The sequence below is a fragment of the uncultured Campylobacter sp. genome, assembly GCF_937981295.1.
Classification (GTDB): Bacteria; Campylobacterota; Campylobacteria; order Campylobacterales; family Campylobacteraceae; genus Campylobacter_B.
Genome location: NZ_CALJPC010000088.1, coordinates 44,761 through 63,983 on the forward strand (window position 1 = coordinate 44,761; position 19,223 = coordinate 63,983).

A 19,223-nucleotide genomic window follows, 5' to 3' on the forward strand; every position below is an offset into this window, starting at 1 on the left:
ACCCGCTTACAATAATTCGGCTGCAAATTAGCGCGACAAGAAAAGTCAAAATTGCAGCGTTACTAAATTTTAAGGCGTGCGGTAGAAAATTCTACGCACGCCTTAATGTTCGCAATTGCCGCGTTTAATTAAATCTAGCGCCGATACTAAATTCGAAGCTATTTGTGTCGTCGTGCGGCTTTTTATTAAGCGGCTTAACGAAGTATAGTTGCAAAGGCCCCATTGGCGTCATCCACTCGATACCAGCACCCGTGCTGTAGCGCTCCTCCTCATTCCAGTCATGATCGCCGATCATTCCGTAGTCAAAAAACGTTACAAAGCGCATTTTAAGCCTATCAACTACCGGAAAGCTTAGCTCAAAGGAGTTATTGAAGCTCTGCATGCCGCCCGTCTCAATATAGCGGCAATTATTTGCATTTAAGCAGATCTCTTTTTTCGGGATACTGCGACCTTCGTAGCCTCTAATACTTTTCATTCCGCCTAGGAATAGCTTTTCGTTGATTGGGATTTTTTTATTACCTTCCCACATATAGCCCGTTGCAGCTTTGTATCTAAAGATAATGTCGTGATCGATATAATCTCGCAAGCCAAAGTAGTAGTTAAACGATCCTCGCGCCTTGGTGTAGTCCATATCGCCGCCAAGACCCGCGTATTCTAAGCTAGCACTTGCGATCATACCGCTTCTTGGCAAGTAATAATCATCTGTGCTATTATATGTAATAGACGGGATAATCGAGCTTTTTAAATTCTTGCCATCTAGATAGCCTGCTTTGGCGTAATATTCGTTTAAGCCCTTGATTTCGCTTTTTTCGAGATAATACGTAAGACTTACATCGGTATTGCGCCCGATTTTGCGACCGCCCGTGATTGAAAATCCGTAAGATTTCTCATCGTAATCGTCCCAGTCGTAATCGTTGGCAAAGATTGATCCGCCCAAGCTATACTCAGAATCAAATACTCTAGGATTGGTTAAGCTCAAGCGTCCGCTTAACTGATCGTCGCTCTTTTCAACCGAGAATGCGCCGTGAAGACCGGTACCGAATACGTTACGATCACTGATACCGCCGCTAAGTAAAATTCCATCCTCGCTGCCATATCCGATACCGCCTGTGATAGAGCCTGTAGGAGCTTCTTTGACTGCGACTTCAAGATCGATCTGATCGTTAGAAACGCGGTTTTCTTTAATCTCCACATCATCGAAATATCCCGTGCGTTTTAAAGAATTTAACGAATCGTTGTAGTCGGTTTTGCTATATAAATTTCCCTCGGTCAGATACATCTCGCGGCGGATGACCTTATCCTCGGTCTTATCGTTGCCTGAGATCGTTACGTTTCTAATATAGACTTTATCCTCAGGGATGACTTGATACGTGATAGCGACCGTGCGAGCTTCTTTGTCCTGCTTAGTCTTAGGCACGATACGCACATAGGCGTATCCCTGATCCGCGACTAAAGTCTCTAGCGTATTCATATCGCGGCGCAAACGCTCGGAATTCATTGTATCGCCCTTCTGAAGCTTGAAATCGTCCAAAACCTTTTCTTTATCAAGCTTGATTATATCTGCAGGATATTCGATATCTACGGAGCTTACGGTGTATTGCTCGCCCTCGCTGATATAGTAGGTAAGATCAGCAGTGTAATTATCCATATCGGCATTAAGTAGCGGCGCAGAAACCTGCGCATCTAAGTAGCCTTTTTTATAATATTCTTCTTGAATTCTATTTGCGTCGTTAGGAAGCTCGGCGGTTTTTACCTTGCCGTCGTTAAAGCCCCACATCCAGCCCAGCATCTCGCGTTCTTTATTGGCAACGGATGGCTCTATATCGTCATAGTCAAGCTTGCCTGCGCCTACTAAATTTACCTTATCTATAATGATATTTTCGCCGCGATTTACCTCGATCGTTAGCAAGATGACCGATTTATCGTCGTTTATCGGCTTTGGATAAAATTCCACCACGGTGTCAAAAAAGCCCTTGACTTCGTAGTATTGCTTGATGCGGGTCTCCGCTTTTTTAGCAGCCACCTCATCGTAAACCTGACCCGGACGCAAGCCGATGAGCTCATTGATCTTGTCGCGGTCGTTGGTAACTACGTTTTTGATCTCGACCTTAGCGATAGTCGGTTTTTCGGTTACGTTGATAGTGACCGCGCCGCCTTGTTCGCTGATATAAACGTCGCTGAAATAGCCCTGCTCAAATAGCTTTGAAATCGCAGCATTGGTGTTTTCGCCGTTAAGCTCATCGCCTACTTTAAGTCCTGAAATTTGCTGCGCAACCTGTGGAGAAAGATGCCTTAGCCCTTCAAATTTAATGGATTTGATCTGTGCGGCGCACGCCACGGAAATCCCGCCTACTAAGAGTAAAAAAACGCTTTTTTTCATAAAATTTTACCTAAAAACGAAAATAATTTGCGTATAATACCACATTAAAATTAAAACTTGCATATATCAAAAAGGAATTTTATGAAGATAGGAATTATCGGCCTTGGTCTCATCGGCGGCTCTCTTGGGCTATGTCTAAAAAGCACCAAAATCATCAGCGCCGTCTATGGCTGCGACATCAACCGCGAAAACGAAAAAGAAGCTCTGAGACTTGGGCTCGTGCATGAAATTTTAAGTCTAGAGCAGATGAAGCAAAGCTGCGACGCGATCTTTCTTGCAATCCCCGTGGAAGCAATTATTGAGACGTTGCAAAAACTAAGCGACTGCAGAAGTGAAACGACAATCATCGATCTGGGAAGCACGAAATTTAAAATTTTGCAAAACTGTCCTCCACAGATCAGACGAAATTTCATCGCAGCTCACCCAATGGCTGGTACCGAAAACTCCGGTCCGCAAGCGGCGTTTAAAGAGCTTTTAAACGGCGCAGTAGTCGTTATCTGCGACGATCACGGCGCAGACGAAGTGCATATCAAACGAGCGGTCGAAATTTTTTCATTTGCAGGGATGAAGATCGTATTTATGGACGCAAAAAGCCACGATCACCACGTAGCGCTCATCTCGCACCTACCGCATGCGATCAGCTACTCGCTCGTAAACAGCGTACTAAAAGAGGAAAATCGCCGCAATATCATAAATTTAGCCGGCGGCAGCTTCTCGGGCATGAGCCGTATCGCCAAAAGCTCGCCGCAGATGTGGGTCGATATTTTCAAGCAAAACCGCACGAACCTACTGGGCGCGATCGACGCTTTTAAAAACGAGCTTGAAATTTGCGTACAGATGATTGAGGGCGAGCGCTGGGATGAGCTTGAGGCGTGGATGTATGAAGCGCGCAAGCTAAGGGATATTATTTAAAATTTCACGCGACCTGACTGCGCGACGGACGCTTTAAGAACGCGCCTTTAAATTCTAAAATTTCGCCTTCAAATAGCCTACGCAAATTTAAATTTTAATCCGCGCTATCCCGACACAAACTCAAAAATCTATGCATTCCTGCGTGAAAATTTTCTTTGAGGGAAACTCCAGCGCGCAAAGCCTCGCCTTCTCGCCCCAGTGCTTTTTATAAACACAGCCCAGATCGATATTTGCGCTAAATTCCGTAATGACGGGCTTTTTTACCGGCGTGTGCCCGTAGACATTAAAAATTCCATCATTCGCGCTATCATCTCCGCGCCCGCTTAGCACATGAGCGGCGAAGCTTTTCGCACGCTCTGCATCGTGTCTAATCCCCCACGCGCGACCCACTGCGGAGTGCGATACGACGAGGGCGCGACCGCTTTCATCACGCAAATCATACTCCAAGTAAATCGGCAGCCGCGAGACAAACCGCAGATGCTCCTTGCATTGTTTCACGCCTCCGTGACGATAATACGACGCTAGCGTCGCTTCACCGCCGTTATTAAACAGCCAGCTTTCGTCCAGGCTAAAAAATGCGTAGAGGTCATTTGAGCTCGTAAATTTGCCCGTCTTTGCGCACCTTAGTGCAGTTTTTGCGTTGCTTACAAAGCGCTTTTCGTGATTGCCCATCACCGCGTCATATCCGCGAGTGCGCACTAGCTCCACCACATCCGAGCTCGCAGGGCCTCGGTCAATCAGATCGCCCACAAAGCAAATTTTGCTATCAAATTTATGCGGCAGCTGCTCTATTAACGCCAAAAGCGATCTGTAGCAGCCGTGCACGTCGCCGATGATGTAGATATTTTCCATAATTTCTCCTTAAATTTTAACGCCCTCGCCTTTTAACGCGCGAGCTGTGATATAAGCGGTAGATAAAAGCTCTGCACTAAATTTTAAAATTCCGCGCGTTAGGACTTGGGCGGATAAATCTGCTTTAGGACCTCGGCTACGACGATCATAAAAAGAACGATAAATATTAATGCGCTAAGCAATGAGGAATAAAACGTGGCAAGATGCAAATCTGAAACAATCAGCGCCACAATCATCATCCCCAAAAATGGCGATAGTATCCAAACCGCTGCTGTAGGCAAAAATAAATTTACGAAAAAATCCGTGAGCTTACCAAAATCCTTTAACTTTGCGGCAAGTATTGCGCAAATCCCGCAGAAAAATATCCACAAAAATAGGAAATATACGCACTTCTGCTGTAGCCATTCTAAGGGATCGTCAAACCGGACGCTAGATGTGTCAAAAATCTGCCCTATAAAAAAACCCATTAAACTTGAAATGCACATCAAGCAAAAACCCATCGAAAACGCGCAGGCTATAATTTTTAAAATAATCATCAGAGTTCCTAAAATTCTAAATTTAGGCGAAAAATTCCTCGATCAGCCGAGTCATTTCGCTCTCAGCGGCGACGTGGTTGATCTGCTCGCGAAAGCTTGCAGCGTTTTCGCGCCCCTTAGAGTATTCGTGCAGATGCTTGCGGAATATCGCTACGCCGTGGCTGCCGTAGTGGCTTAGCATTTGAGCGAAATGATAGAGCACGACTTCCCTTTTTAGCGCGTCACTTGCCTGTTCGCCCGTTTTGATCTCGCGAAAGATCCACGGCCTGCCAATTACCGCGCGACCGATCATCAGCGCGTCCGCGCCGCTAAGATCTCGCACTGCGGGCGCATTGGCAGAGTTTATGTCGCCGTTTGCGATCACGGGGATTTGCAGCGCGCGTTTGGCTCTTGCGATCGCGCTGTAATCCACCGCCGCGCTGTATCCGCCCGCTCTGGTGCGACCGTGAATAGCAATAAAATCGGCTCCTGCGCCTTGTACGGCGCGAGCGATATTTTCGATATCCACGGCGCCGAAGCCCAGCCGCACCTTCGCGCTCGTAAATTTTTTATTCGAATACTTTTTGATCGTCTCAACCAGGCGCGACAAGCGGGGCAGATCAAGCAGCAGCGCCGAGCCGGCGCCTTGCTTTACGACCTTGGGGACGGGGCAGCCGCAGTTTAGATCGATACCGTCGATGCCGTCAAATTTATTGATGAGCAAAACCGCCTTTTTGATAATTTCCGCATCGCTGCCTGCGATCTGCACAAAAAATGGGGTTTCGGCGGCATTTTTTTCGAGCATCTTTAGCGTCTTTTCGCCCTCAAAAACAAGGGCGTTTGCGCTTATCATCTCGCTTACGGTAGCGTCGCAGCCGAATTTTTTCACTACGCCCCGTAGTGGCGGATCTGAAAAGCCCGCCAAAGGCGCCAAAAATAAAGGGTCCCTTTTAAAAAAATCTTTCGTCATTTTAAATTTCTCATTTTGATTTCGTTTGAATTTAAACCTTTAAATTTAACGCCGCAGCGCTTGCAGCGGGTTTTGCCGCGAGCTTTAAATTTTAAATTTCATAGGCTACGTATTCGCATTTAGGCGCGAATTTTATTTTTAAGCTTAGCTAATTTACGTGGCGGTAAAACGGCAGCAAGGATTATCACCGCTAAATTTTATTTGCGCGGCGAACCCAGCAAGTAGCTTGCAAAACGCCGCACGGATTTTAAAATTTCAGCACTTTATTCAGCTAGCAAGTCTTGTGCTTTATGTTTAAATTTTAAATTTAATCGCGTAAATGAAAAACCCGTTTACACGCGCACTACGCAAACAAATCTTTTAAATTTTACCGCTTGCGCGCATTGATTTTTCGATAAATTTTGAAATTTCAAATTTGCGCGAGTTGGAATTTTATCCGCACTTTAAATTTTATCGCGCAGGCTGTGTTTAATAGCCGCAAAGAGCGTAAAAGCAGTCTCTCTTACCCGCATAAAACGAACTCATAAAATTACCGAGCTAAAATAACAGCGACGCAGGGACGTTTTTGCCGTTGTCGCGCAAAAATAGCAGAATTTTAAACTTCTCAAACTCGTCGCCGTCGGCAAGACTTAGCTGCTCTCTAAACTCGTCGATCATGCCAAGCTCATATAGCGCGTACAGATATGCCTCAGTCGCTTCTTGATTCTCGTTTTTGAGCCGCTCGAAAAAGGCTTTGTATTGCTCTGGAGCAAGATGATTTTTTAGCTTTTTGGCAAAGCCGATAAAATCCTGCTCGCTAAATTCTTCATTATTTACGAGATCGAAAAGCTCCTCGCTACTGATCTCAAAGCTCGTGTCATTTACCGCGCGATTCACTAAAATATTTACCTCGGCTATATCTTGAGGAATTTTATAGGCCTTGATCTTATCGTAGCTTCCTTTGGCAAGCGCTACGGCATAGGCTTTTTTAGTGATATTTTCGCTATAAACGCCCTTGGTTTTTAAAATTTCATACGCATACGCAGGCTCGGCGTCGAGGCGGTTGAGCTCATTTTGCAAAAATAGTCCGTTATCTTTAGGAAGTTTATATTTTCGCAGATCCGCCACTTCGCCGTTTTTAACCTTCTCAATAACACCTATGACCTCTTTTAGATCCTCATTTTTGACATCTATGCCGGTGCTATCGTACCACGGAGATAAAATTTTAGTAAGCTCGCTTGGGTCTTTAAAATACTCGGTTTTAAAGTCTTTATTGGTATCAAGACCCAGCAAAACCTCTTTACTCATCGCATCGTATGCGCTTAGATCCTTTGCAATCGCCCTTTTTGTGCGGTAAAAAGCAAAGCTATGAAAAACGATATGAAAAATCGCCAAAATCATATATAAAATTAACGGCAGTACGATCCACACCGCCACAGGAAGCGTAAGCGTAAAACCGAAAAGCCCCAGTGTATAGCTACTGCTTTGCTGCGTAAAAACTAAAATCGCGACGATTGCGATATAGACGATCGAATATAAAAAGAATTGCTTGGTTTTCATAGCTAACTCCTATTTTGCTTTTCCGCCTGTTCCTTGCACGAAATGCACAATCTCGCCTCTGGATTTACCTTAAGACGCTCTAAACTTATCTGCTCGCCGCAGCTCTCGCAAAGCCCATAAGTGCCGTTTTCGATGCGTTTAAGCGCGCTTTCGATCTCTAAAAATGCCTTTTGTTGATTAACATTGAGCGAGTATTCGATGCTTAAATCCGTATTCATGCTCGCTACGTCAAAATCATCCGCAGCTTTATTTTCGCGCAATTCCGAAATTTCATTTACAGAGCTATTAATATTGGCGATGAGTTGCTCTCTTTTTTCTTCTAAAATTTTCTTGTAAAATTTCAACTCGTTTTTCTTCATTACTTCCCTTTATTTGTGATATGGATGGTTTGCGTTAATGCACAATGCGCGAAAAATTTGCTCAAAGAGCAAAAGTTTAGCGATTTTGTGCGCTAACGTAAGCCTGCTAAGACTGATTATTTTATCGGCTTTTGCCTTAAAATTTTCACTAAGCCCGTAAGCGCCACCGATGAAAAATGACACGCTACTTTTATCCTTTAGCATACTCGCAAATTCCATGCTATCTAGCTCCTGTCCGCGCTCATCCAAAGCTACGACGTATCCGCTAAGGCGCGGTAGATAAGCTTCATCATACGCCATAAGTGCGAGCTCGCGAGACGCGCTCTGGGCACGAGCGATATTAGCATTAAAAAACGTCTCATCTCGCACCGCGGCAAATTTAGCCGCCATCTTTTTATAATCACTTATCGCGCCTGCGAACTCGTCCGTGCCCTTTTGGATGGAATTTACCGTTATCTGCACTACTCTTCGCTTCCCTCTTCGTGCAGCGATTTGTCACTCGTGTCGTCAATCTGCACAGCGTTTTTGCTCAGCACGTTGATTATATCGCTTAAATACTGTCTCATCTCAGCTCTAGGCACGATCGCATCAATTAATCCGTGCTCAAGCAGAAATTCCGATCTCTGAAAGCCCTCCGGCAGATCCGCGCCGATAGTTTGCTTGATGACGCGCTGTCCGGCAAAGCCGATAAGAGCGCCCGGCTCTGCGATGATGATATCTCCTAGCCACGCAAAGGACGCACTCACGCCGCCCATCGTAGGATCGGTAAGAACGGAGATGAAAGGAATTTTATGCTCTGATAAAATTTTAAGCGCGGCGGAGGTTTTGCTCATCTGCATCAGTGAAAAGGTACTTTCCTGCATCCTTGCGCCGCCGCTTGCGCTTACGATGATTAGCGGCTCGTTTTTATCCAGGCTACGTTTTACGGCACGTACGATCTTCTCGCCCTCAACGGAGCCCAGGCTTCCGCCCATAAAACTAAAATCAAATACCACGAGCTGAATCTTTTGGCGACTTATGGCGCCCTCGCCCGCAATCACCGCGCTAAGCCTGCCCGTTTTTTCTTTACTCTCAGAGATGCGCTTTTTGTAGGATTTTTTATCTACGAATTTTAGCGGATCGACGGGCTGCAAATTTTTATCAAACTCCACAAACGAGCCTTCGTCGCAGAGCAGATCGATACGAGCCTGCGCATCAAAGCGAAGATGATAGTTGCACTTTGGGCAAACGCTGTGGTTTTGCTCAACCTCCTTGCTATACATCAGCGCGCCGCATCCCGGGCATTTGATCCAGTGCGTAGGAGCTTCGCTCGGTGCGGGCTGGGTTCTGCGTATTTTTGAAAACAAATCTCCGAAATTCATATGATTTCCTTTAAATTCTATGAAATGTAACTTCTGATTATAACCTAAAATTCTTTATTTAAATTTATATGTGAATTTCGCTAAAATAGGAAAATGCAAGGATTTATATTAAAAACGACCAAAGTTAGGGACGAGGACTGCATCGTGGACGTGCTGAGCGAAAGTGCGCTCGTGCGTGCGTATCGCTTTTACGGCGCGCGCCATTCAAACATCATCCAGGGCTATAAAATAGACTTCGAGCTCTCGCAAAATCAAAACTTCCTCCCTCGTCTTAGCGGTGTGATGCATCTAGGATACGCGTGGCTCGGAAACCGCGAGAAGCTTTTGTTTTGGCAGCAATTTATGCGGCTTTTACACGCGCATCTAAAAGATGCCGAGCATCTGGATAAATTTTATTACGAGCTGCTAAACCACGCTGCTATGCGCTTTGGCAAACAAAATCCGCGTCGCATAATCGTAGAAAGCTACGCCGAAATTTTAAAATTTGAGGGGCGATTGCACGACGAGCCATATTGTTTTTTATGCGACGAAGAAATTTTAGAAAATATCGCGCTATGCCGCGGCTTTTTGCCCGCGCACGAGCTTTGCGCGCAAAGAGCGGGCTTTGCGCAGGATGAAATTTTAGAATTTTTACGAAGCAAAAAGACGCTAAATTTAAACGACGAAACGGTAGAGAGGCTCTACGACATAACGCTTGAGGGGCTTTGATCTGTAGCGCGTTTGATGAAGACGTGAAATTTCAAAACTCAAGCGCTAAATTTAAAATTTCGTAGAATTTCAAAATTTCATGAACGGGCGGTTTTGTACTTTATCTGCCTTTTCTCGCGCAAAGCCAAACAATCGCATTGCGCAGGGTTTGCATTAAATTTTAACTGGACTAGCTAAAAAGCTTTTTCATCGCCTTAAAAAACATTGCGGTGAGCGGATTTGATTTGCCTGAGACCTTTGCGATCCAGCTCTCGTAGGTCTCGCCTTTGCTTTTTAAAAAGTCCACGAGCGCCTTTTGGCTAGCCTGCATACCGCCGTTTCTTTCGGCATCCAGTAGCGCCCTATAAATTGGCTCTATAGTTTCAATCGCGGATCTTGGCGGAGCCTTGCGAAATGCCGTGTATTCGGTGATCTGCCCTGTCACGGGATCTTTTTTAGAAGTAAATTCGGTAATGACCCAATAAAAGCGCCCATCTTTGGCTAAATTTTTAACCACGGCGGTAAAATCCTTGCCCTGCTGTATCGTATCCCACATAAGCTTAAACGCTATGCGCGGCATATCCGGATGTCGGATGATGTTATGCGGCTGCCCCAAAAGCTCAAGCTCACTATAGCCACAAATCATACAAAAATACGGATTTGCAAACGTGATAATGCCCTTCGGATCGGTTTTGGAAACGATATAGCGCTTCTCATCTAGTTTGATTTCCTGATTAATCGGAGTTGGTCTTTGCATTTTTAATCCTTTGCTTAAAAATTTATTGCAGAGTATATAAAATTTTTCTTTTCAGAAATATTAAATTTTCGTTAAATTTTTATAAATGTTAAATCTTTAAGTGAATTCTTAAAATTTAATGTATAATCTCAAATCAAAATTTCAAAAGGCGGCGCGTTGAAAAATCCCTTCCTATCGCTTAAATACTCAAATTTTAGAATTTATTGGATCGGGATGAACCTCTCGCTGATCGGCTCTTGGATGCAAAGCGTCGCGCTACCGTGGCTAGTGCTAAGCATCACCGCAGACGCTTTTAAGGTCAGCCTCGTAGCTGCGGCGAGGTTCTTGCCCGCGCTACTTTTCACGCCGTTTTCCGGTGTACTGCTCGATAAGTTTAATCGCAAAAAGATCCTTTTGCTCGCTCAAATAGGCATGGCAGTGACCGCCTCAATTTTCGCGGTTATGAGCTTTTGCGAGCTATATTCTTTCGGCAAAATTTTATTTTGCGCTTTTGCAAGTGGCATCTTTACCAGCATGGACGCCCCGAGCCGTCAGTCGATGGTAAAAGACCTCATCGACTCGCCCCGCGATCTAGCCAACGCCATAGCGTTAAATTCTATGTCCTTCAACGTCGCTCGTATTGCAGGACCCGCACTTGCGGGGATCGTGATGGCGCTGTGGGGCGTGGGCTTTTGCTTTTTATTCAATGCACTTAGCTTTTTAGGCATCATCGTTTCGCTGTTTTTCATAAAAATTCCGCCATCCGTTACTACGCTATCTAGCAGAAGCGGAGGCGTTTTTGCCTCGATCGGTGCTGGAATTTCGTATGTATCGCACAAAAAAACTCTAAGCGAGCTAATGATAATAGTGCTTATCGTAGCGACGCTGGTGCCAAATTACAACGTAACAATCTCGGCGCTTGTTAAGCTTAGCCTAGATGCGGATGAGCGAAGCTTTGGATATTTGATGTCGGCTCTGGGCGTGGGAGCCTTTTGCGGCGCGCTTTTCGTAGCAGTTTTTGATAAACTTGGCATCCGCAAAATCAGATCGTGCGCGATCGCTATGGGGGTAAGCTTAGCTCTTACTGGGGCTGCGAATTCCTTCGCATGGGCTGCGGCAGGGCTTGCCGTAACTGGATTTCTTTTCGTAATCACAAACTCAAGCATTAACTCCACCGTGCAGATGCACGTAAGCAACGAATTTCGCGGACGCGTGCTTAGCTTATACGCGCTATTTTTAATAGGTAGTACGCCATTTGGAGCGCTCATATCGGGCTTTTTTACCGAGCTACTGGGCGCTCGCGTAGCCCTTGCGATCTGCGGCGCAATTAGCATTTTGCTACTGCTGGCGCTATTTTACGGCTTTAAAATACGGCGCAGGACGCATTTTATCTTTCGAGATAAAGTCTAAGCCAAAAGCTGCATTATCAAAATTAACCTTATTTTTACGATGAAGCCTTAGAATTCCTACCGAAATTTAAAGGTAAGGAGTTTTTATGAATAGACGAAATTTCTTAAAAAGCACCGCCGCGATCGGCACGCTAGCGACACTAAATCTAAATTTAAACGCTAGCGCGGTCACCGGCGGGACGGAAAAGAAAGTCGCCAGCGTCTGCGAGATGTGCTCCTCGCGCTGTCCTATCGAGGTGACCGTCAAAGACGGCCGCGGCGCTTTAATCGAGGGCAACCACAGGTTTGCAAACAAAACCTCCGTCTGCGCTCGCGGCGGAGCGGGCATCAATCAGCTCTACGACGATCAAAGACTCATTAAGCCGCTCATTCGCGTAGGCGAGCGCGGCGAGGGCAAATTTAAAGAGGCGAGCTGGGACGAGGCGCTTAAAATTTGCGCGCAGAGGCTAGACGAGATTTCGCAAAAATACGGCCCGCAAAGCGTAGTTTTTACCTCTAAAACGGGCGAGCACCACACTCAGATGATGAATTTCGCCTGTGCCTACGGTAGCCCGAACATCTACTCGCACTGGTCCTGTTGTCCGATCACCTACAATATCGCCGTGCCGCATACCTTCGGCGCTAATATGCAAAGAGACTACGGTGACGCAAAATATATCGTAAATTTCGGCCACAATCTCTTTGAGGGCATCGACATCTCAAAAACCAAAAAGCTTGCAAAAGCCGCAAGCAGAGAGGACGTAAAGCTTTTGGTTCTCGATCCGCGCTTTAGCGTCGTAGCTTCCAAAGCTGACGAGTGGCTGCCGATAAAACCGGGAACCGACGCGGCGTTTTTGATGGCGCTAATCCACGTCTGGCTGCGCGATAACAAATACGACAAAAAATTTATCGAACAATACGCCGTGGGGCTAGAGGAGCTAAAGCAGTCCGTTAAGGATACGACGCCGCTTTGGCAAGAGGGCATTACGGGGATCAAAGCGGACAAGATCGAGCGCATCGCAAATGAAATTTACGCTGCGGCTCCCGCAGTCGTAATCGATTGGGGTCATAAAACCACGACCGCCAAATCCGAATATATCCGCACGCGCGCCATCGCGATCGCAAACGCGCTGATGGGAAACGTCGAGAAAAAGGGCGGAATTTACTTTTCTAAAGACTCTAAAACCTTCAACACGCTTTGCAAAGAGGATCTATTCCCTACCATCTCAAACCCGGATAAAAATTTTAAAATTCCAAAGACCGCGCGTATCGACGGCTGCGGCGAAGAAGGTAGCGAAAATTTCTTCGTGCCGCGCAAACACGGTGTTTTGATGCAGATCGCGCCTACGATTTTAAGCGAAAAACCGTATCCTGTAAAAGGCTGGGTCAGCACGCGCTTTAACCACCTCATCAACGTTGCGGGCGTGGATAAGAGCGTAGAGGCGATCAAAAAGCTAGACTTCGTGCTCGCAATCGACGTGTATATGAGCGACTTCGCGTGCCTAGCCGACGTGATCTTGCCCGAATCCACCTATTTGGAGCGCGACGAGTCGATTCAAAACAAAGGCGGCACCGCGCCTGGATTTGTGATGCGAAACAAAGCCGTTGAGCCGGTGGGCGATACGAAGTGCGGCTATGAAATTTTTAGAGAGCTTGCGAGGGTGATGAAGATCGATAAAGACTACACCTGGAACAACATCGACGAATACCGCATGCAGCAAGCCAAAGGTAACGCCGAGCTGATCGCAAATTTAATCAAAAACGGCTACGTAAGCTACAAGGTGCCGAAGCTATACTACCGAGAGCCGAAGCTCGTGGCTAAATTTATCGATAAATATCCTGCCGCGGCGGAGTTCGTGGACGAAAACGGCGAGATGAGCTCGCAGATGAAATTTAAAACCCCGAGCGGCAAGATCGAGCTTTTCGCGCCGAAAGTGGAGGAGCTTTTCGCGGGATACGGCTGCTTAAACACCGAGGGTATGGACGTATTCGGCGGGCACAAATACTGCCTAATGACCGGCAAGACCGCGCTTCATACCAACGGTCACACGCAAAATATCAAAATTTTAAACGATATGATGAGCGAATCGCCGGTTTGGATCAGCCCAGCTTCTGCAAAAGCGGAGGGGCTAAAGACTGGCGATATCGTGAAGCTTAAAAATAAATTCGGCGAGCAAAAAGCTAAAATTTTCGTCACGCAAGGCATCAGAGACGACTGCCTGTTTTTATACCACGGCTTTGGGCACGTAAGCCCGGGGCTAAAGCGCACGAACGGCATAGGCACGAACCAAAGCGTCCTTCTCGATCCGGCTGCGGGTCCTGTGGTAAGCACGATGGTAACCAACGTCGGCGTCGATATAGTTAAAATTTGAAAGGGGCGGTTATGAAAAAACTCATAATGATTCACGACGAAAATTTATGTATAGGTTGCCAAGCCTGTTCGGTTGCGTGCAGGAACGAAAACGGCGTGCCTAGCGGCGTTTATAGGCTGCAAGTGCACGGCAAAACAAGCGGCGTTTTTCCAAATTTAAAGCTAGATTATTCGCGCGCCAGCTGCGTTATGTGCGAGGATAGCCCCTGCGTGGATGTCTGCCCTACGGGAGCGAGCTTTAAAACCAAAGACGGCGTAACGCTCATAGACGAGAGGCTTTGCGTCAGCTGCAAATACTGCATCCTGGCCTGTCCTTACGACGCTAGATTTGTCGATCCTATCACGCACGCTATCGGCAAATGCACCTTTTGCTACACTAACCGCACTAGCAAAGGCTTACAGCCCGCCTGCGTAAGCGTGTGCCCAACAGATGCTTTAACTTTCGGCGACGTAAATGACGTAAATTCCGAGGTAAGCAAGCTGCTAGCCAAAACAAGCGTAGAATATCCAAAAGCATATCTAAACACCAAGCCGCGTCTAGCGAATATCAAAAACAAAAAAGGAGGACGCTATGAATAATATGTGGGGCGATATGAGCCAATACTCTGAAATTTACTGGCCTTGGCCGATTGCGATTTATCTATTTTTGGCGGGTCTTAGCGCGGGGGCGACGATGGTGGCGCTTTTGGTTAAATGGAACCGCCACGAAAGTGAGCAAAATTCCATCTGGGATGCGATGATTAGAGCGGGTGCGATCACGGCGCCGATCACGATCTGCGCGGGGCTTTTGCTTTTGATCTTTGATCTTGGCAAGCCGCTTAGCTTTTATCTTTTGCTGATCAAATTTAACTTCGGCTCTGTAATGAGCCTCGGTGTGGCGGTTCTTTTAATCTACGTGCCGCTTAGCTTTGTATTTGCGCTGTGCGTCTTCGGCGAGGAAATTTGCAAATTTAAACTACTTGCGTTCCTGCGACCTATCGTAAATTTACTAAGCTCGTTTGCCAAAGCATCCAAACTATTCGAGCGGGTTTTATTTATCCTTGCTCTTTGCGTGGGCGCATATACGGGCTTTTTACTAAGCGCGGTGATGAAAATTCCGCTTTGGAATACTCCGGTGCTGCCGATTTTATTTTTGCTATCCGGCTTTTCCAGCGGCATCGCGGCGAGCATTTTAGTGGGACTTCTGTTTTTTAAAGGCTCGTTAAACAAAGATAGCATAAAATACCTTTTGGTGCTTGATCTGCGCGCGATACTCTTTGAGATCCCGCTTTTATTCATTCTATTTGTCGGGATGTATTTCGAGGGCGGCACGAGCGCGCTTGCGGCACAGCAGGCTTTGACGCACGAGGTTTACGGTAAAATTTTCTGGATCGGCGTTTTAGGCACGGGGCTCATCGCTCCGATCATCATCGCCTTTACGGCGCTGAAAAACCACGCCTACAAGCCTGCGTTTATAGTTTTAAATTCTTTCGTCGTGCTTTGCGGCGTCATTCTGCTTCGCTACTACATCGTATATGCGGGGCAAATTTGCACGGGAGCGTAGTTTCGCTCCCGATTTAGGGAGTGAGTTTGAAAATTTTACTTTTAGAGGACGATTTTGAATACAGAAGCAGCGTAAGCGAGTATCTGCAGGAGCTTGGCTACGAGGTGGACGAATGCGAAAGCGGCGACGCGGCCTGTGATAAGATCGCCGCAAATACCTACCACTTGCTGATTTTAGACATCAAGGTGCCGGAGGTTTCGGGCGAAGAGGTGCTAAAATATGCGCGAAACCTCGGTCTTAACACCCCCGTGATGATGATGACCTCACTCGGCGACATTGACGATTTAAGTCAGTGCTACGAGCTTGGTTGCAACGAATATCTAAAAAAGCCCTTCCACCTAGCCGAGCTTAAATTTAGAGTAAGCGAGCTGATGCGAAAGTATTTCGGCGACGAAAAGGGCGCCGTCAAGATCGCGGATAAATTTCACTACTTCGCAAATTTAAAAATTTTAAAGCGCGCGGACGAAGAGATATCGCTAAGCGCCAAAGAGATTAAAATCATAGAATTTCTGCTCGCCAATATCAAAAGATTCGTAAGCGTCGATGAACTCATCGCCGACGTATGGGACGGCGAAGCGGGCAGCGTCGATGTGCGCGTGCATATCAGCAACCTCCGCGCCAAAACGAGCAACGACTTCATCCTCTCCAGCCGCGGACTCGGATATAAGATCAATGCTTAAAGGGTTTAAATTTACGCTTTTTAGCGCGATTTTCATCATCGGCGCCTTTATAAGCGAGAGCCTTTATATCATCTATTTAAATTCCAAAATCGAGGAGAGCGCCGATGTCGCCGAGCTGATACAAAAAAGCAGCGAAGCCCTAGCCGGCGCGGATCTGAATCTAAAAGACGAGCTAATCTACGACTACGCGATCCTAAACGCAAACGGCGAAATTTTAAGATCAAACTTAAGCGTCCAGCCGCCCGATTTTGCATTTATTACGCTGAAATTCGGCGGGCGGGTATTTTTTAAGCGCCACTTTCTGCATGAGGGCAAGCTGTATTTTTTCGTCATCTCAAAAAAGATAAGCTACGCAAAGATAGAATTTATCGCGATCTCTACGATCTTTATCACGATTTTCGTAGCGCTCATCATCGCGCTGTTTAACTACAAAATCATAAAAAATTTCTACGCGCAGCAAAGCAACCTCATCAAGGCGTTTTTCAACGACGCGATGCATGAGCTAAAGACCCCTCTGGGCGTCGCACTCATTAATACCGAGATGCTTGGGCTGCGCGACAAACACACTGCGCGTATCAAATCCGCACTCAAGCAGATGGTAATTACTTACGAGGACGTGGAGTACTTCATCAAAAGCGGCAAGATGAGCTTAAAGAGCCGCCGCATCAATATGAGCGAGTTTTTGGGCGCTAGGATAAATTTCATCTATCTGGTCGCAAAAAGCAAAAACATAAGCCTACAATCGCGAATAGCGCCCGACGTGAGCATTTTTATGGACGAGACCTCGCTTATGCGCCTCATCGATAACACCCTAAGCAACGCCATAAAATACTCGCGCCCCGGCGGCAAGATCATCATCGGGCTGGAAAAAGGGGTGAGCATAGCGGTCTTTAGCGTGCAGGATTCGGCATCGGCATAAAGGATACGAGCGCGATCTGGGATAGATACTCGCGCGAAAACGCGGCTCTTGGCGGATTCGGCCTCGGGTTAAACATAATCGATAAAATTTGCAAGCGCTACGGCATCGCAAAAAGCGTCAGCTCGAAGCTCGGCGAGGGCAGCACCTTTTGCTACAAAATCCCGCTGTTTAAGCAGAAACTTTTGGATTAAAACGGGCGCGCTAAATTTAGACGCAAATTTTAAAATTTAGAAGTAGAATTCGCGCGGCTAGGGCTTTTTAAAATTTTGTTTTAGCGTGGCCTTTCAGCCACCTTTTGCTTCTCTGCTGCGTAAATAATATTTTTCCAATGGATAATTTAGATTTCCGCAGTTGTCAAATTCCGTACCCTCTTTTTTTGTATCAAATAATATTACTTTACTCCTATCTTCATAATATTTTTTAGTAATAACATCGATTTTTGCTCTATTATATAAGTATTCGCTGTGATTATAACGCAAGTAATTTTTATTAATTAGAACAAATTTATCTAATAATAAATCGGCTATAACTGTTTTATCATCACCATCAATAAGCACTATCGGCCTATCAAATCCGAAACCTGCGCCATCTGAAGATATTTTTAGATATTTTTTAGGATCGGTTTTTTTGGCTTTTAGCTCTTTTATGAGTATCTCCTCGGTCGTTTTCCCCTCTTTATAATACTTTTGCAATACCTCAAACCAATTCGATAAATTTATATTTTCTAATTCATAATATGCGATTTCATATGAGCTACGCCAAGGACTACCATAATTATAAGCCCTATAATCATCGATCATTTGATCTAGTTTTAGATCATAATCCAAATACTGCCCTATCGCCCTTTTATACAGCTCCTCTTTCGGCAAAATTCTATCCTCTTTTAGGCAGTATCCTTGCTTGTATTTGTTGTAGTCAGGGAGGGAAACTATCGCAAAGCCTCGCGAAGTAGAGTAATCGGGGGTTGTGCGGATAAATACGGCGCAGAGTATCGCCGCCAGAAGTAGCACTCCAGCTAGCATTTTAAATTTAACGGATTTATAAAATTTCATACCGACGCTCCTTTTAAAATTTAAAATTTCAGTTGTTTACTCAGCTTTTCAGCCGCCTTTAAACAAATCCTCTCTTACCAAACGATCCGCTATTTCTTCGACATTGTTTTTATAAATTTTAAAATCGCTATTGCCGCATGTATCGATTTTTAAATAATAATTCTTTTCGCGCGATTCATTTTCTATGGTGTTGTCATAATATTGTTTTCCTTCTGACAAATCTTTTATGGTATCTCCTTCGTATATCGTAATCGTGGCATATCTAAATTCAAAATTATCATACAATATAAAGCTTTTATCGAAGTATAAAATATACTCGCGCAAACCGCCGTATTCTACTATAGGCTCCTCAAAACCGGCTGATCTGCCATCTAAATTTATTTTTAACTTTTCTGCGATATTTACCGGCTTCATTTGAAATTTCTCGACAAAAATACTTCTATACGGCCAAGCGGCTTGATTTTTGCGTTTTTCTATATCGTATTCTTTAGACAGAACCTCTAACCAATCATCGTTATTAAATTTATCCGTCTCATAAAAACCTACTTTAACGGCAGATTCTCTATTGCCGTAATTACAATTATCGAAGTGGTATACATAGTAGCATTTGTCAGTAACGACGGCTTGAAACAGCATGCGCCTATTTAAAAGATCTAAAATTCCGCGCTTAAATCGCTCCTCTTTAGGTAAAATTCTATCCTCTTTGAGGCAGTATCCTTGCTTGTATTTGTTGTAGCCAAAGATAGTAACTAAAGCGAAGCCTCGCGAGGTGGAGTAGTCGGGGATTATGCGGATAAATACGGCACAAAGTATTATTATAAGAAGCAGCACGCCAGCTAGCGCTTTAAATTTAAGAGATTTATAAAATTTCATACCGACGCTCCTTTTAAAATTTAAAATTTCAGCGTAAATTTCCGCGATCTTGCGATTAAATTTAAAACGCTCGCTCGCCGCGCTGC

General features: G+C 45.4%; 20 protein-coding genes. 9 read left to right on the plus strand and 11 right to left on the minus strand.

The window, feature by feature from the left end; genetic code table 11:
• Window positions 1-124: 124 nt before the first annotated feature.
• The gene (bamA, locus tag Q0135_RS08915; RefSeq protein ID WP_297989912.1) at window positions 125-2,380 is read right to left on the minus strand and encodes an outer membrane protein assembly factor BamA; all 2,256 of its coding nucleotides are present in this window, start codon (window positions 2,378-2,380) and stop codon (window positions 125-127) included.
• Window positions 2,381-2,461: 81 nt separating this feature from the next.
• Between bamA and Q0135_RS08920 the strand changes: the two genes are divergently transcribed.
• Window positions 2,462-3,292, plus strand: coding sequence for a prephenate dehydrogenase (locus tag Q0135_RS08920; protein WP_297989914.1), 831 nt, complete (start codon window positions 2,462-2,464; stop codon window positions 3,290-3,292).
• Window positions 3,293-3,412: 120 nt separating this feature from the next.
• On the opposite strand, the gene Q0135_RS08925 is transcribed toward Q0135_RS08920, so the two are convergent.
• The 7 genes from Q0135_RS08925 to accD form a co-directional block, all read right to left on the minus strand.
• Window positions 3,413-4,144, minus strand: a complete 732-nt coding sequence (locus Q0135_RS08925) for a metallophosphoesterase (RefSeq protein WP_297989916.1) — start codon at window positions 4,142-4,144, stop codon at window positions 3,413-3,415.
• A 98-nt stretch (window positions 4,145-4,242) separates the two neighbouring features.
• Window positions 4,243-4,680, minus strand: a complete 438-nt coding sequence (locus tag Q0135_RS08930) for a hypothetical protein (protein WP_295152162.1) — start codon at window positions 4,678-4,680, stop codon at window positions 4,243-4,245.
• Window positions 4,681-4,702: 22 nt separating this feature from the next.
• Window positions 4,703-5,629, minus strand: coding sequence for a tRNA-dihydrouridine synthase (locus tag Q0135_RS08935; protein WP_297989918.1), 927 nt, complete (start codon window positions 5,627-5,629; stop codon window positions 4,703-4,705).
• A 537-nt stretch (window positions 5,630-6,166) separates the two neighbouring features.
• Entirely contained in the window at window positions 6,167-7,168 is a 1,002-nt protein-coding gene (locus tag Q0135_RS08940; RefSeq protein ID WP_297989919.1) for a LapA family protein, read from the minus strand.
• 2 nt (window positions 7,169-7,170) lie between these two features.
• Window positions 7,171-7,527: an RNA polymerase-binding protein DksA gene (gene dksA, locus Q0135_RS08945; RefSeq protein WP_005872423.1), complete on the minus strand. Its 357-nt coding sequence runs from the start codon at window positions 7,525-7,527 to the stop codon at window positions 7,171-7,173.
• Window positions 7,528-7,536: 9 nt separating this feature from the next.
• Window positions 7,537-7,989, minus strand: a complete 453-nt coding sequence (locus Q0135_RS08950; protein WP_297989920.1) for a 23S rRNA (pseudouridine(1915)-N(3))-methyltransferase RlmH — start codon at window positions 7,987-7,989, stop codon at window positions 7,537-7,539.
• Complete coding sequence (accD, locus tag Q0135_RS08955) at window positions 7,989-8,888, minus strand: acetyl-CoA carboxylase, carboxyltransferase subunit beta (protein ID WP_297989921.1); 900 nt, start codon at window positions 8,886-8,888, stop codon at window positions 7,989-7,991. The genes Q0135_RS08950 and accD overlap by 1 nt, the downstream gene beginning before the upstream one ends.
• Before the next feature lie 93 nt (window positions 8,889-8,981).
• On the opposite strand from accD, the gene recO reads away from it, so the two are divergent.
• Window positions 8,982-9,596 carry a recombination protein RecO gene (gene recO / locus Q0135_RS08960; RefSeq protein ID WP_297989922.1) on the plus strand — a complete coding sequence of 205 codons (615 nt, stop codon included), beginning with the start codon at window positions 8,982-8,984 and terminating at the stop codon, window positions 9,594-9,596.
• A gap of 169 nt (window positions 9,597-9,765) precedes the next feature.
• On the opposite strand, the gene Q0135_RS08965 is transcribed toward recO, so the two are convergent.
• A complete protein-coding gene (locus Q0135_RS08965) occupies window positions 9,766-10,332 on the minus strand; it encodes a PAS domain-containing protein (protein WP_005870765.1) in 567 nt (188 codons plus the stop codon).
• 156 nt (window positions 10,333-10,488) lie between these two features.
• Between Q0135_RS08965 and Q0135_RS08970 the strand changes: the two genes are divergently transcribed.
• From Q0135_RS08970 to Q0135_RS11440, 7 genes are all read left to right on the plus strand, one after another.
• Window positions 10,489-11,721, plus strand: a complete 1,233-nt coding sequence (locus Q0135_RS08970) for an MFS transporter (protein ID WP_297989923.1) — start codon at window positions 10,489-10,491, stop codon at window positions 11,719-11,721.
• An 85-nt stretch (window positions 11,722-11,806) separates the two neighbouring features.
• Window positions 11,807-14,071: a thiosulfate reductase PhsA gene (gene phsA, locus Q0135_RS08975; protein WP_297989924.1), complete on the plus strand. Its 2,265-nt coding sequence runs from the start codon at window positions 11,807-11,809 to the stop codon at window positions 14,069-14,071.
• Between the two features lie 11 nt (window positions 14,072-14,082).
• Entirely contained in the window at window positions 14,083-14,649 is a 567-nt protein-coding gene (locus tag Q0135_RS08980; protein WP_297881003.1) for a 4Fe-4S dicluster domain-containing protein, read from the plus strand.
• Entirely contained in the window at window positions 14,642-15,613 is a 972-nt protein-coding gene (nrfD, locus tag Q0135_RS08985; protein WP_297989925.1) for an NrfD/PsrC family molybdoenzyme membrane anchor subunit, read from the plus strand. The genes Q0135_RS08980 and nrfD overlap by 8 nt, the downstream gene beginning before the upstream one ends.
• 26 nt (window positions 15,614-15,639) lie before the next feature.
• A complete protein-coding gene (locus Q0135_RS08990; protein WP_297989926.1) occupies window positions 15,640-16,293 on the plus strand; it encodes a response regulator transcription factor in 654 nt (217 codons plus the stop codon).
• Window positions 16,286-17,212, plus strand: a complete 927-nt coding sequence (locus tag Q0135_RS08995; protein WP_297989927.1) for a sensor histidine kinase — start codon at window positions 16,286-16,288, stop codon at window positions 17,210-17,212. Before Q0135_RS08990 ends, Q0135_RS08995 begins: the two co-directional genes overlap by 8 nt.
• 14 nt (window positions 17,213-17,226) lie before the next feature.
• Complete coding sequence (locus Q0135_RS11440; protein ID WP_367272152.1) at window positions 17,227-17,403, plus strand: hypothetical protein; 177 nt, start codon at window positions 17,227-17,229, stop codon at window positions 17,401-17,403.
• A 93-nt stretch (window positions 17,404-17,496) separates the two neighbouring features.
• On the opposite strand, the gene Q0135_RS09000 is transcribed toward Q0135_RS11440, so the two are convergent.
• Entirely contained in the window at window positions 17,497-18,264 is a 768-nt protein-coding gene (locus tag Q0135_RS09000) for a hypothetical protein (RefSeq protein ID WP_297989928.1), read from the minus strand.
• A gap of 48 nt (window positions 18,265-18,312) precedes the next feature.
• Window positions 18,313-19,137 (minus strand): hypothetical protein, encoded by an 825-nt coding sequence (locus tag Q0135_RS09005; RefSeq protein WP_297989929.1) that lies wholly within the window; start codon window positions 19,135-19,137, stop codon window positions 18,313-18,315.
• Between the last annotated feature and the right edge of the window lie 86 nt (window positions 19,138-19,223).